Source organism: Halosimplex aquaticum (genome assembly GCF_028747785.1).
GTDB classification, from domain to species: Archaea; Halobacteriota; Halobacteria; order Halobacteriales; family Haloarculaceae; genus Halosimplex; species Halosimplex aquaticum.
In genome coordinates, this window is sequence record NZ_CP118158.1 from 2,453,774 (window position 1) to 2,467,653 (window position 13,880).

The window sequence follows — 13,880 nt, forward strand, 5'->3', positions numbered from 1 at the left end:
AGCGATCCCGACCGGGCCTCGTCCGTTCAGTCCGCAAGGGACACGCCGATACCGCTCGATACGTCTCACCGACAGCGCCCCTATATAATACCGAGATACTGTAGACCGGCGATCGTGAGGATCGCGACGACCAGTACGACTGTCACTACCCAAGGCGGGACGTCTTTCCGAACTCTAGGGGCCCAATCCATACGTGTCAATGGGACGCCCGGTTGTTATATCCCCGGCCGAGCATCCGATGCCGAAGGCCCCTGTTCACCGTCAGCGCGGCGATCTGACGAGCGCGCAGTCGGTCACCGTGGCCGCTCTGGACACCGAACTCGCCCTCCGTGCGAACTCGGCGAGACCGTGTTTTTGGCTGGGGGGCCGCGAACGCAGTGGGCGACCTCCGGCCGAAAAGGCGGTCGCGGAAAGATGGCTTTGATACGCCGCGGCGTCTAATCGTGGACCATGGCGACCGAATCCTCCGAAGTACCCGAGGCCTACGAGGAGTTCGAGGCGCACGTCGAGCAACTCACCTATCTCAGCGACGCCGGGTCGGTGCTGGGCTGGGACCAGCAGGTGACGATGCCCGAGGGCGGCACGCCCGCGCGGTCGAAGCAGTCCTCGGCGCTGTCGGCGGTCACCCACGAGCGGTTGACCGACGACCGCGTCGGCGAGTGGCTCGACGAACTCGACGACGCCGACCTCGACGCGGGCAGAGCGGCGGTGGTCCGCGAGATCCGCCGCGAGCACGAGCGCGCCGTCGAGGTGCCCGAGGAACTGGTCTCGGAGATCTCCGAGACGTCCTCGAACGCCCTGCCCGTCTGGGAGGAGGCCAGGGCCGAGGACGACTTCGACGCCTTCGCGCCGACGCTGGAGAAGATGATCGACCTCAAGCGGGAGTACGCCGAGGCGATCGACCCCGACCGAGACCCCTACGAGGTGCTGTTCGAGGAGTACGAACCCTACCTGGGGTTGGACACCGCCGAGCGGGTGCTGGAGCGCCTGCGCGACGAACTCGTCCCGCTCATCGACGAGATCGAGGACAGCGACGCGGCGCTGGCCGACCCCTTCGCGGAGGGCGAGTACGACCCCGAGGCGCAGGAGGAGACGGTGCGGGCGGCGCTCGACACGCTCGGATATAACTGGGACCGCGGGCGGCTTGACACCGCAGCACACCCGTTCTCGACGGGGACGCAGTTCGACGCGCGCGTCACGACGCGCTTCGACCCCGAGGACCCGATGGGCGCCATCGGCTCGACGATCCACGAGTTCGGCCACGCCACCTACACGCTCGGGCTCCCCGACGAGCACTACGGGACGCCGCTTGGCCAGTCCCGCGACCTCTCGGTCCACGAGTCACAGTCGCGCCTGTGGGAGAACCACGTCGGCCGGTCGCGGCCCTTCTGGGACCTGTTCGCCGACACCGTGAACGAGAAGCTGGGCGTCGACGCCTCGCCGCGGGAGTACTACGAGGCCGCAAACCAGATCTACCCGGACAACCTCATCCGCGTGGAGGCCGACGAGCTGACCTACCACATGCACATCATCCTCCGGTTCGAGATCGAGCGCGACCTGATCGCCGGCGATCTCGACGTAGAGGAAGTCCCCCAGGTGTGGAACGACAAGATGGAGGAGTACCTCGGCGTGCGCCCCGAGACCGACAGCGAGGGCTGCCTGCAGGACATCCACTGGACCCACGGCTCGCTCGGGTACTTCCCCACGTACTCGCTGGGCAGCGTGATGGCCGCACAGCTATACGCCAGCGCCGAGGACGAGATCGCGGACCTCGGCGGGAAGGTCCGCGCCGGCGAGTTCGACCCGCTGCACGAGTGGCTCACCGAGAACGTCCACCGTCACGGCTGTCGCTACGAGACCGACGATCTCGTCCGCGAGGCCACCGGCGAGTCGTTCACCGCCGACTACTTCCTCGACTACGCGAACGAGAAGTTCGGCGCGCTGTACGACCTCTGAGGGGCGGTCGTTTTCACACCCAATAATCGGGTGCGTACTTTTTAGAGGGCGTACTCCTGCGGTCCGAGTACTATGGTAGATCCGGGCACCAGCGCCGCGGAGGTAGCGCTCGATTCCGACGGCGGTATCGACGAGGACATCGACAGGGACATCCAGGACGACATCGCGGAGGGGATCGACCGCGACGAGGGGTACGACTCCGCGGCGGCGAGCGAGATCCAGACCTCGCTGGCCGAGTTGCAGGGCTCGTCGGTCGAGATCGCCCAGGAGATAGACGCGATCCGCGAGCACGCCGCCGAGCAGTACGAGGGCATGTCCCAGGTCGCCGACGAGGTGTCGAACCTGAGCGCCGCGGTCGAGGAGATCGCTTCCTCCTCGGAGGAGGTCTCCTCGGCGAGCACGACGGCTCGCGACCTCGCCGAAGAGGGCCAGGAGTCGGCGGCCGACATCTCCGCGGCGATGGAGAACATCCAGGGCGCCTCCGAGAGCGTCGCCGACGACGTGTTGACGATCCAGGACGGCGTCAGCGAGATCGACGACATCGTCGAGGTGATCAACGACATCGCCGACCAGACGAACATGCTGGCCCTCAACGCCTCCATCGAGGCCGCCCGCGCCGGCGAGGCCGGCGAGGGCTTCGCCGTCGTCGCCGACGAGGTCAAGAGCCTCGCCGAGGAGTCCCAGAGCCAGGCCGGGACGATCGAGGAGATGGTGGCCGGCATCCAGAACGACACGGCGAGCGCCGTCGAGACCATCGAGGAGTCGAACGAGCAGATCGAGGAGGGCATCGAGATGGTCGAGGAGGCCATCGGCGTGCTCGAAGACATCCACCGGGCCGTCGAGGAGGTCAACGACGGCATCCAGGAGGTCGCCGCCGCCACCGACGAGCAGGCGGCCTCCACCGAAGAGGTCGCGTCGATGGTCGATCAGTCGACCACCGCGGCCGAGGAGATCGCCGACTCGACCGCCGAGATCGCCCGGGAAGCCGACGACCAGACCGACCAGGTGACCGACATCAACGAGGCGGTCGAAGAACTCGTCGACGACTGAGACCGGACGCGCTCGCGCTCTCGACCGCCCGGGCGCCACCTCAGAGCAGGTTCAGCAGGAACCCGACGCCACCGACGACGAACGCCAGCGCGAGCATCTTCTCGACGGGGAGGTCGTGGGCCTCGGCGAGCCCGAACCCCTGGATGGCTGCCGTCCAGAGCATCCCGAGGAGCGACGAGACGAGCAACACCGGGGAACTGAACGAGGTCGCCCGCTCGAAGAAGTCCGTGAACGCGGCGGGGTCCGACGGGGCCTGTCCGAGCAGGGTGAACAGACCGACCGCGGTCAGCGGCAGCAGGACGAGTCCGGTCAGTTCGGCCTCGCCGGTGACCGCGAGCGTCGTCCCGAACCCGCGGCTGCCGCCCGCGAACCAGACGAACGCGTGCAGGATCGCGGCGAGGACGAGCCAGCCGAAGAAGACGGCGACGAAGACGCCGACGGTCGCACCGACGAGCGCGCCCTGGGCCTGCGCTTTCTCTTCGGGCGGCGCCTCGACGTGTGCGATCACGCGCTGGAGGAACAACCACATCGCGACGGATATCGCAGCGGCCTGGACCGAGACGACGCCGGCCGCGACGGCCAGCGACGGGCGATCGTGGCGGCGGAAGTAGGTACCGGGGTCGACGAGCGGGGTGGAGGGCGCCATACCCAGATTGATGACGACGAGACGATAAGTTTTCCGTCACTGCCGCGAGCGGGAGCGGACCGCTTATTCCGCTCGGTCCGGTACTCGGGGGTATGAGCGCGCCGGACCTGGACCCCGAGCAACTCGATCGGTACTCCCGGCACATCATCATGGACGACGTGGGCCCCGAGGGGCAGGCGAACCTCCTCGACGCGAGCGTCCTCGTCGTCGGCGCGGGCGGCCTCGGCTCGCCCGTCCTCCAGTACCTCGCCGCCGCGGGCGTGGGAACCATCGGGATCGCCGACCACGACGTCGTCGAACGCTCGAACCTCCAGCGGCAGGTCGTCCACGGCGACGCTGACGTGGGCCGCCCGAAAGTCGACAGCGCCGCCGAGTTCGTCCGCGAACGCAACCCCGACGTGACCGTCGAGACCCACGAGACCGCCGTCTCGCCCGAGACGGTCGCCGACCTCGTCGACGGGTACGACTTCGTCGTCGACGCATCGGACAACTTCCCCACGCGGTTCCTGCTCAACGACTACTGCACACTCGCCGGCGTCCCGTTCTCCCACGGCGCCATCTACCGCTTCGAGGGGCAGGTGACCACCTTCACCGGCGACGGCCCGTGCTACCGCTGTCTCTTCCCGGAGGCCCCTCCCGAGGGAGCCGTGCCCGACTGCGCGACGACCGGCGTGCTGGGCGTCCTGCCCGGAACGGTGGGCGCGATTCAGGCCACTGAGACGGTCAAACACTTCGTCGGAGTCGGCGAGTCGCTCGACGGTCGGATGGTCGTCTACGACGCCGCCGAGATGACCTTCGACGAGGTGACCGTCCGCCGGAACCCCGACTGCCCCGTCTGCGGCGACGACCCCATCGAGTCCGTGCGAGACGTGGAGTACGCCGAGAGCTGCGCCGTGCGGGCGGACTGAGCCGGTTCGGTACGGGCGGACTGAACCGAATCGGTACGGGCGGCAGTTTCCACCGCCGAGGCGACTCTCAGCGGTGATACTCCGTCGCGAGGTTTTATGTCGGACAAACTGAGAGGTGTGCGTGGAGTGGCACCCGCTTTCGACACCATGACAGAGACGCTCACCGACGCGCTGGACCTCTCGGAGATACGCCTCGAAGCGCCCGGCTACGTCGAACTCGTGTTTTCGCTGGTCGTCGTCTGGGGATTCGGCGACGCCGCGTCGACGCTGGTCGCGGCGGCGTTCGCCGGGCCGTCGCTGGAAGCGAACCCCTGGATCCGCCTCCTGCTCGCCCACGACCCGATGCTGATGGTCGCGCTGAAGGCCGCCGTCGTCCTCTACGCCGGCGTCGTGTTACTGGAGTGCCGGTCGGCCGTCGAGCGCGTGCCCGGCTGGCGCGCGTGGTTCCTCGCCGTCATCGCCCTCGGTACCGCCGTCGTCCTCACGAACGTCTACGTCGGACTGGCCGCCGTCGCGGGCGCCTGAGAGGGCGCGCTTCGACGCTTCAGAATCGGCCGACGGCGTGCAGCCGCCGGGACTACCTAAGTAAATTGGCCCAATCTTGATACCAACTGCGGGTAATCGAGAACATGCCCGCACACACGGGTCAACGAAGCCATCCACTTCGTTCGGGGTCACTCCCCACCCACCACCCCTCCACTGTTTCCTGCCCGGGCCGACCCGAGCGGTCAGTCGACGCCGACGGTTCGCGTCACTCTGCTCACGGTACGTCTCGACCGAGGCCTACGTCCCCGGAGCAACGACGGACAGGGGCGAGAGCAGACTCGGGTCCGGACGGCCCGTCGTGCTCGCGAGCGTCGCCGTCGGTCCCGCCGTCCGCTAGAACGACCGCGACGGCGGTCAGTCGTTGCGGGACAGCGCGAGGACGCTGAACGCCGAGAGTACGGCGTGCCCGGCATTCCCGTACCCGTCGACGGCGAGCCCCGCGACGTGGTGGACGCCGCGTTCGAAGCCGAACTTTCCGATTCCCACCGCCGCGAACAGCGCGAAGAACGCGCCGCTCACACCCATGTATCGCCGGGCCGACTCGGCGTCCCTGCCGGCGCGGATACCGTGGAGCCCGTGGACCGCGTGGAGCGCAGCGTGCGGGCTGTTGACCGCGATCCGTCCCAGGAACAGCCCCGCACCGAGATTTATCAGGTCGTCGTCGTTCCCCCAGACCAGCGGGCCGACGAGCCCGAGCGCTCCCGCGACGAGGTTGAAAGCTCCGTATCGTCGGGCAGTGGTCCGGATATCGGAGGGCTGTTCGTCCGGTTGCGAGTCCCGTCGGTCGCGGTGTGTGACTGTCGTCGCCATTGGTCCTCCGGTCGTTCGTTGGTTCGTGACACGGGAGTACCTTCGGTGACCGTGGAGTTTCGAATGCGACGGCGGCGCGTCGAACCGGTCGGGATGGAGCGGGCCGGCGAGAGACTCCAACGTGTCCACGAGGCGGGGGCCGGGCCGGTCGACGTAGTGGTGACCGTCCGTCGCGTAGACGCGCTCCGATTCGACGGCGGTCAGTTCACGGTGCGTCCTCGCCGGATAGCTGAATCCCGCGGGCGACGACGTACGTGAGCACGATCCCGGCCCCGACCGCGAGGACGAACTACCCGATCAGCGTCAGTATCACGCCGAGGACCGAGTGCCCGAACGCGAGGAACGCGAAGCCGAACGGGACGAGGCTGACCGCGACGAACACGCCGATGAGCTTCGCGAGCGGGACCGCTTCCGAGAGGATCCGGCCAGTGTCGGGGTCGCCCGTCGCCGGATCGAGGAACGGTTTTGCGGAGGGCATTCAGCCGAACGTCTCCCGGAGGCTCCAAGTAGTTCTCGGTAGCCGGATGTCAGGGGCTCGGTCCCGCTCGCACCGGTTCGTCGCCGAGCAGATCGCGGGCCACTTCGGCGGGCGGGGCCTCGAACCGGTCGGGATGGAGCAGGCCGGCGAGAGACTCCAGCGTGTCCACCAGGCGGGGACCGGGCCGGTTGACGTAGTGGTGACCGTCCATCGCGTAGACCCGGTCCGATTCGACGGCGGTCAGGTCCGCGAAGCCCGGCCGCTCGGTGAGGTCGTCGCGGGTGTCGAGCGTCTGGTCGAGGCCGAACCCGCAGGGCGCGGCGACGAGGACGTCCGGGTCGGCGGCCTGTATCTCCGACCACTCGCGCGGGCGCGAGCGGTCGCCGGTGTCGGCCAGCGGGTATGTGCCGCCGGCCGCTTCGACCACTTCGGGCATCCAGTGGCCGGCGACCATCACCGGGTCGAGCCAGTCGAGGACGGCCACGCTCGGCCGATCGTCGGGTTCGATAGCGGCGGTCCGCCCCCGGACGGCGTCGACGCGCTCCCGGAGGTCGGCGACGACTTCCGCGGCGCGGTCCTCGCGGTCGAGGACTTGCCCCAGCGACTCGATATCGGCGTACAGGTCGTCGAGGCTGTGGATGTCGCTGGTGACGACCTCGGCGTCCACGTCGGTCTGCGCGATGGCGTCCTCGACGAGCAGCGTGTCGACGGCGCACACGTCGCAGACGCCCTGCGTGACGATCACGTCCGGATCCGCTCGTTCGAGCGCGTCGAGTTTGATCTCGTAGACGCCGCCGTGCTCCTGTTCGGCCTGCGCGACCTGTTCGTTGATGTCCGCGCTGTCCCGGTCGGGGTCGATCCGCGAGCGGTTCATCGACGGCACCTCCTCGGCTTCGGGCGGCCAGTCGCACTCGTGAGAGACGCCGACGGGTTCGACCCCGAGGGCGTAGCAGATCTCGGTGGCCGACGGCAGCAGGGAGACGACGCGCATACCGGAGGGAGGAAGCGGGCGGACGTAAAACCACGGCAGCAGTCACGAATAGAGTGGTGAGGAACGCGGAGATAACATCTAATACTATCGAATACAAACGAATATCCGGATGCCGATATCGAGAGACGAATTTCGAACGATAGACGAGGGCGAGGACGGCCGGCCGGATCTTTCGCCCGATACGACACAGGGTACGATCTATCGATTCTTGCTCAAAAACGCCGATCGGGCGTTTCGACAGCGGGAGATCGTTGGCGCCGTAGACGTTCCCAAGGGGAGCGTCGGACCGACACTGGCCCGCCTCGAAGCCCACGGGGTCGTCGACCATCGCGGGGAGTACTGGTCGGTCGCGGACGCCGACCACGCGGTCGCGTCCGCTGGTGCGCTCGGTGCGGCGTCCGCGGACGACCGTGACGGCGGCTTTTCGGACGAGGAAGTCGCGGCATGGTCCGAGACGGCGGTCGATCCGCCCGAGAGCGGCGACGGACGGGAACGGTGAGAGAGGGTGGTCGATCGCGGAACAGTCGTGTGGGCGTCTGACCCGTTCAACGCTAATACCGAGAATCCGCGACCATGGCTCGTCGTGTCGGGGCCGGACCTGCCGTATCCGGGCGAGGAGTCTATCGCGGTCGCCTTCACGACACAGAGTCACCACACCGAGAGTATCCGCGTTCCGAGTGATGCCTGGAGACGGGGCGAGCCACGAGACCAGAGTTTCGTGCTCCCGTGGAGCGTGGCAACACTGAAAGACGAGGTACACGTCGTCGGTGCGCAGGGATCGGTCACTGACGCGTTCACCGACCGGATCGCCGCGGCGACAGCCGAGTATCTGCAACCAGAACGGTGATACGCTACTGGTTCCGGTCCGTTCGACCGTGTGTACCCGTCCCAGCGAAGGGAAAGGTATAGCAACGTCGCTGTCCGACGTGAGACCATGACCGCCGGGACCGGAGAGCAACGCGAGCGAGAGCGGGGGTTCGACCACACGGAGGTCGAGCCCAGGTGGCAGCGCACGTGGGACCAGGAGGGTGTATTCCGCATCCCCGACGACGCCGAGGACCCCGAGTACGTCCTCGCGATGTTCCCCTACACGTCGGGCGACCTCCACATGGGCCACGTCCGCAACTACACGATCACGGACGCCTACGCCCGCTTCGAGCGGATGCGCGGCGAGGAAGTCCTGCACCCGATGGGGTGGGACTCCTTCGGCCTCCCCGCCGAGAACGCCGCAAACGAACGGGACACCAACCCCCGCGACTGGACGATGGACTGCATCGACTCGATGACCGAGCAGTTCAAGTCGATGGGTTTCGGCTACGACTGGGAGCGGGAGATCACCACCTGCGAGCCCGAGTACTACCGGTGGAACCAGTGGCTGTTCAAACGCTTCCGCGAGGAGGGCCTCGTCGAGCGCCAGGCCGCCGAACTGAACTGGTGTCCCTCCTGCGAGACCGTCCTCGCGGACGAGCAGGTCGAAGAGGGCCCAGACGACGCCGAGATCTGCTGGCGCTGTGACACCCCCATCGAGCACCGCGAGATGGACCAGTGGTTCTTCACGATCACCGACTACGCCGAGGAACTGCTGGAGGCGCTGGACGACCTGGACGGGTGGCCCAACAACGTCCGCGAGATGCAGCGCAACTGGATCGGCCGTCAGGAGGGCGACTCCGTCGAGTTCGAACTGACGACCGGCGACACCGTCGAGATCTTCACGACCCGCCTGGACACCATCCACGGCGCGACGTTCTTCGCGATGTCGCCTGGCCACGAGGTCGCCCAGCGACTCGCCGAGGACAAGGACGAGGTGGCGGAGTACGTCCACCGCGTCGAGCACGCCGACGAGGACGAGATCGACGAGACCTCCGGCGTCTTCACCGGCGAGTACGCCACCAACCCCGCCACGGGGGAGGAGATCCCCGTCTACGTCGCCGACTACGTCCTCGAAGACGTGGGCACGGGCGCGCTCTACGCCGTCCCGGCCCACGACGAGCGCGACCACGCCTTCGCCGAGGAGCACGACATCCCGATCCAGCAGGTCGTCGAGCCGAAACCCGACGCCGAGGTCGACCCCGAGGACGTGGACGTCCAGGAGGCGGCCTACACCGAGGACGGCGTGCTGGTCAACAGCCGCGAGTACGACGGCCTCACCAGCGAGGAGGCCCGCGAGACGTTCGTCGACGTCTTCGACGGCGAGCACCGCGTGGAGTTCCGCCTGCGCGACTGGGGCATCTCCCGCCAGCGCTACTGGGGCACCCCGATCCCGATGATCCACTGCGACGACTGCGGCCGCGTGCCGGTCCCCGACGAGGACCTGCCGGTCGAACTGCCGGAGTTCGTCCAGACGACGGGTAACCCGCTGGACGCCGCCGAGGAGTGGAAGTCCGTCGAGTGTCCGGAGTGCGGCGGCCCCGCCGAGCGCGAGACGGACACGATGGACACCTTCGTCGACTCCTCGTGGTACTTCCTGCGGTTCCTCTCGCCGGACCTGGACTCCGCGCCGTTCGACACCGAGCGGGCCAACGACTGGATGCCCGTCGACCAGTACGTCGGCGGCATCGAGCACGCCGTGATGCACCTGCTGTACGCCCGCTTCTTCACGAAGGTGCTCGACGACATCGGCCTGCTCGACGGGGTCCCCGCGAGCGAAGCGAGCGGGGGGGCTCGTCGGAACTCCGTTCCGACGGTGTCCGCGAGCCGTTCACGAACCTGACCAACCAGGGGATGGTGCTGGGCGAGGACGGCAACAAGATGTCCAAGTCCGGCGACAACGGCGTCTCGCCGACCCGCATCGTCGAGGAGTACGGCGCCGACACGGCCCGCCTGTTCATCATGGAGGCCGCCCAGCCCCGAGAAGGACTTCGCCTGGAGCCCCGAAGGCGTGCAGTCGGCCCACCAGTTCCTCCAGAACCTCTACGGCCTCGCCGCGGAGGTCGCCGAGGGGAGCGCCGACGGCGGATCCGCCGACGGGGACGCGGTCGCCGCCTACGTCGACCGCGAGATCGACGCGGCCGCCGCGACCGCCACCGAGGAGTTCGAGGCCTTCCGGTTCAACCACGCGCTGCAGGCCGTCCGCGACCTCGTGAGTCTGCTGCGCCGCTACCACGAGCGCGACGGCGCCGACCCGGCGACGGTCGAGCGCGGCGTCCGCGCGGTCGCGAAACTGCTCGGCCCGGTCGCGCCCCACGTCACCGAGGAGGTCTGGGACCTGCTGGGCGGCGACGGCCTGCTCGCCGAGGCTGAGTGGCCCGAGGCCGACCTGCCCGCGGACTACGACGTGGCGCGCCGCCTCGTCGAGAACACCCGCGAGGACGTCCGCGACATCGTCGAGACCGTCGGCATCGAGGACCCGGAGACGATCACCCTCGCCGTCGCGCCCGAGTGGAAGCACCGCGCGCACGAACTCGCCCGCGAGTCCGACGCCGACAACCTGATCGGCGACCTGATGGGCCACGACGAGATCCGCGAGCAGGGCGACGCCGCCGCCTCGTTCGCACAGGACCTGCAGGCCGAGCGCGAGGCGCTGGCCGACGTGCTCGCGCCCGACGAGGAACTGGCGACGCTGGAGCGGGCCGCGTGGCTGATCGAGGACGAGTTCGACGCCGACGTGGTCGTCCGGTCGGCCGAGGAGGCCGACGGCGACCTGGCCGGCAACGCCCAGCCCGGTCGACCGGCGATCCGCATCGACTGATCCGCGGTCGCGCGACTCGCGTCGACTGATCCGCAGTCGCACGGTCCGCACCGGCCGCTCCGGTCGCGCTGGACACGCCTTCTCGCCGCTGTCGCGTCGACGACCGGAGCAGCCGCGCCGTCCGGCGCTCGACTGCGCGGGCGCACCCGTCGCTCACGGGCAGTGGTATCGCGAAATGAAACTCCGGACCGCAGGCCCCGCGCCACCCAGTGGTCGTCCTACAGGCGCTCGACGATGTCGAGCGAGTCGGGGGCGTGGTCGGTCAGTTCGATGGTGTCGCCGTACTCGACGAAGCCGGCGTCCTCGAGTTTCGGCAGGTGGACGTGGTGGAGCGCGATCCGCGCGTCCTCGCGGTCGAGGTCGTCGCTCCACTCGGCCATCGCGGCGGCGAGCGGGTCGAGCGCCGGCGAGTGCTCGCGCTCGGCGAGGTGCGAGAGGACGAACCGCCGGTTCGCGTTCGAAAGCACGGCGAACAGTTCGTCCGTCTCGGCCGTCGACGGCGCGTCCGTTCCCGGTTCGAGGGCATCGTAGTGGCTTCGTCCCATGTACCTCCACCAAACCAGTGTACCGCCTTCAGTGGCGTGGCTAAACGGTTAGTGTCAGTCGACGGTCGTCTCGCCGTCGAACAGCGCGTCGAGCAGCTTCCGCTCGGCGACCCGGAGGTGCTTGTGGAACGTCGGCGCCGAGACGCCGAGCGTCTCCGCGACGTCCTCGCCGGTGGACTCGCGCGGCCACTCGAAAAAGCCCGCGTAGTAGGCGGTCTCGAGCGCGGTGCGCTGCCTGTCGGTGAGGTCCGTCCCGAGCGTGGCCCGGGAGGGGAGCGGGCCGTCCTCGGCGCGGGTTCGGTCCTGCTGGGCGCGTACCACGACGCCGTCGAAGCGGGCCTGCAGGGCGTCGACGACCGTCCGCACGTCCGCCGAGAGCGGCAGTTCGACCACGAACTCGCACTCGCCGCCGACGGCGTGGACCGACCGGACCGACCCGCCGTGTCTGGCGACGACGCCGAACGCGGTCGTCCCCTCCAGCGACACTTCGAGGAGCGAGTCGCCGTCCGGGCCGACGCTGACGACGCGGGCGGAGGCGACGCTCGCGTGGCCGTGGGCGAACGCGACCGCGTCGTCGGGGTCGGCCCCCGCGACCGTGAGGTAGTAGCGGAACGCCCCGTCCGACTGGACGGTCGCCCCCTCGAAGGCTATCTCACAGTCCTCGGCGGCCGACAGCGCCGAGAAGAAGTCCGAATCGTCGTCGATGGCGAGCGTGAGTTCGGTCACGCGCTCGGCGACGAGCGCCTGGCGGGTCGCCACTGCGTTGATCGCGTGACCGATCGTCGCGCCGAGTTCGGCGAGCACGTCCTGTTCGGTCTCGTCGAAGACGCCGACTTCGGCGGCGTAGACCGTCAACACGCCGTAGACGGTCTCGTCGTAGACGAGCGGGACGCTCGCCGCCGACCGGATACCGTGGGCCGTCGCCGTCTCGCGGACGCCGTCGAAGGCGCCGTCGGTCGTCACGTCGTGGGTGACCTGCACCGACCGCGACCGGATCGCGCGCCCCGCCGGGCCGTTGCCGTACGGCTCCTCCGACCGGGTGACGGTGATCGCTTCGAGGTACTCGTCGATGTCCCCGCCGGTGGCCCGGGGCTCGACCTCGTCGCTGCGGGCGGTCACGTCGCCGATCCAGGCGGCCGTGTACGGGTCGGCCACAGCGAGCGCGTCGCAGACCGCCTCGTCTATCTCCCCGCGGGTGGTCGCGCGCACGAGCGCCTGGTCGATCTCCCGGATGACGGCGTTGATGCGGTCCAGCCGTTCGAGCTGCTCGTTCTGCTCGCGCAGCCGGCGCTCGCGCTCTTTCTGGCGCGTGATGTCGTCGACGGCGATCACCACCCGGTCGCCCCCCTCGCCGCCCGCGAGCGGGGCGCCGCTGACCTGCACCCAGATGCGCTCGCCGTCGCTGCGCACGATCTGCTGTTCGACCTCGGTGACCGGGCGGCCGGTGTCGCGTGCGCGCTGGAACACCCGCTCCTCGGGCGGAACAGGTTCCCCGTCGGCGTCCAGCAGTCGCCAGGCGTCCGTCTCGCGGGACTCGCCGACGACCTGCGACGGGTCGGCCCCGAGTATCTCGCCCGCGCGGTCGTTCATCCGCTCGATGACGCCGTCGGTCGAGAGCACGAGCAGTCCGGTCGGCACCGTCCGCAGGAGCTGCTCGATCAAGTCCTGCTCGCGGCGGCGCTCGATTCGCTCGGCGTGGCGGTCCGAGACGTCCCTGACGATGGCCGTCAGCAGCGGCGTCCCGTCGTGCTCGTGGGCGCGCAGGGAGAGCTCGACCGGGATCAGGCGCCCGTCGCGGTGGCGGCCGACCGTCTCGACGCTTCCCCACTCGGCCCCCCTGTCCGGGTTCGACTGCAGGGCCTCGAAGGCCCCGCGGATGCGCGCGCGCTGCTCCTGGGGCACGAACGCCGTCACGGAGCGGCCCACCAGCGCCTCCGGGTCGTAGCCGAACGTCGACTCGACGGCCGGGTTCGCGAAGACGATCCCGCCCGTCTCGTCGACCGTCACGATCGCGTCCGAGGCGCTGTCGACGAGCGTCCGGAAGAACGTGCCGTCGTGCGCGATCACCGACGGATCGTACGCGCACCCGCCGCTCGAACGGGCTCGCTCCCCCTCTTCGCCAGTCCCAGACATCCCTCGGCCGCTACTGGTCGCCCCGGGCCTAAATATGTCAGGATATTAAGTGGTGAGCGACCGGCTAGTGTTTGGAGTGAATCTACACGGAGGAGACACGCAGTCGGTCCGCAGGGCGCAGCCGTCCCG

11 protein-coding genes and 2 pseudogenes are annotated in these 13,880 nt (G+C 68.9%); 6 read left to right on the forward strand and 7 right to left on the reverse strand.

Annotated elements, in window-relative coordinates:
- Positions 1-450 precede the first annotated feature (450 nt).
- Positions 451-1,956, forward strand: coding sequence for a carboxypeptidase M32 (locus PSC72_RS12390; protein WP_274321725.1), 1,506 nt, complete (start codon positions 451-453; stop codon positions 1,954-1,956).
- 72 nt (positions 1,957-2,028) lie between these two features.
- A complete protein-coding gene (locus tag PSC72_RS12395; RefSeq protein WP_274321726.1) occupies positions 2,029-3,006 on the forward strand; it encodes a methyl-accepting chemotaxis protein in 978 nt (325 codons plus the stop codon).
- A gap of 40 nt (positions 3,007-3,046) precedes the next feature.
- Here the strand turns inward: PSC72_RS12395 and PSC72_RS12400 are convergent, their stop codons facing one another.
- The gene (locus tag PSC72_RS12400) at positions 3,047-3,652 is read right to left on the reverse strand and encodes a YIP1 family protein (RefSeq protein WP_274321727.1); all 606 of its coding nucleotides are present in this window, start codon (positions 3,650-3,652) and stop codon (positions 3,047-3,049) included.
- A gap of 92 nt (positions 3,653-3,744) precedes the next feature.
- Between PSC72_RS12400 and ubaA the strand changes: the two genes are divergently transcribed.
- Entirely contained in the window at positions 3,745-4,560 is an 816-nt protein-coding gene (ubaA, locus tag PSC72_RS12405; RefSeq protein ID WP_274321728.1) for an SAMP-activating enzyme E1, read from the forward strand.
- 147 nt (positions 4,561-4,707) lie between these two features.
- Entirely contained in the window at positions 4,708-5,085 is a 378-nt protein-coding gene (locus PSC72_RS12410) for a hypothetical protein (RefSeq protein ID WP_274326171.1), read from the forward strand.
- 375 nt (positions 5,086-5,460) lie between these two features.
- On the opposite strand, the gene PSC72_RS12415 is transcribed toward PSC72_RS12410, so the two are convergent.
- The 4 genes and pseudogenes from PSC72_RS12415 to PSC72_RS12430 all read right to left on the reverse strand — a co-directional run bounded on the left by PSC72_RS12415 (position 5,461) and on the right by PSC72_RS12430 (position 7,385).
- Complete coding sequence (locus tag PSC72_RS12415; protein ID WP_274321729.1) at positions 5,461-5,916, reverse strand: DUF4383 domain-containing protein; 456 nt, start codon at positions 5,914-5,916, stop codon at positions 5,461-5,463.
- 69 nt (positions 5,917-5,985) lie between these two features.
- Positions 5,986-6,123 (reverse strand): annotated as a pseudogene (locus PSC72_RS12420) (cobalamin-binding protein); the annotation flags it as partial.
- A gap of 82 nt (positions 6,124-6,205) precedes the next feature.
- Positions 6,206-6,394, reverse strand: coding sequence for a hypothetical protein (locus PSC72_RS12425; protein ID WP_274321730.1), 189 nt, complete (start codon positions 6,392-6,394; stop codon positions 6,206-6,208).
- Positions 6,395-6,443: 49 nt separating this feature from the next.
- A complete protein-coding gene (locus PSC72_RS12430; protein ID WP_274321731.1) occupies positions 6,444-7,385 on the reverse strand; it encodes an ABC transporter substrate-binding protein in 942 nt (313 codons plus the stop codon).
- Positions 7,386-7,494: 109 nt separating this feature from the next.
- Between PSC72_RS12430 and PSC72_RS12435 the strand changes: the two genes are divergently transcribed.
- Both PSC72_RS12435 and leuS read left to right on the forward strand, forming a co-directional pair.
- Positions 7,495-7,884 carry a helix-turn-helix domain-containing protein gene (locus PSC72_RS12435; protein ID WP_274321732.1) on the forward strand — a complete coding sequence of 130 codons (390 nt, stop codon included), beginning with the start codon at positions 7,495-7,497 and terminating at the stop codon, positions 7,882-7,884.
- A gap of 435 nt (positions 7,885-8,319) precedes the next feature.
- Positions 8,320-11,073 (forward strand): annotated as a pseudogene (gene leuS, locus PSC72_RS12440) (leucine--tRNA ligase).
- A gap of 218 nt (positions 11,074-11,291) precedes the next feature.
- Here leuS and PSC72_RS12445 read toward each other — a convergent pair.
- Both PSC72_RS12445 and PSC72_RS12450 read right to left on the reverse strand, forming a co-directional pair.
- Positions 11,292-11,618 (reverse strand): DUF7344 domain-containing protein, encoded by a 327-nt coding sequence (locus tag PSC72_RS12445; protein ID WP_274321733.1) that lies wholly within the window; start codon positions 11,616-11,618, stop codon positions 11,292-11,294.
- A gap of 54 nt (positions 11,619-11,672) precedes the next feature.
- Positions 11,673-13,751: a bacterio-opsin activator domain-containing protein gene (locus PSC72_RS12450; RefSeq protein ID WP_274321734.1), complete on the reverse strand. Its 2,079-nt coding sequence runs from the start codon at positions 13,749-13,751 to the stop codon at positions 11,673-11,675.
- Between the last annotated feature and the right edge of the window lie 129 nt (positions 13,752-13,880).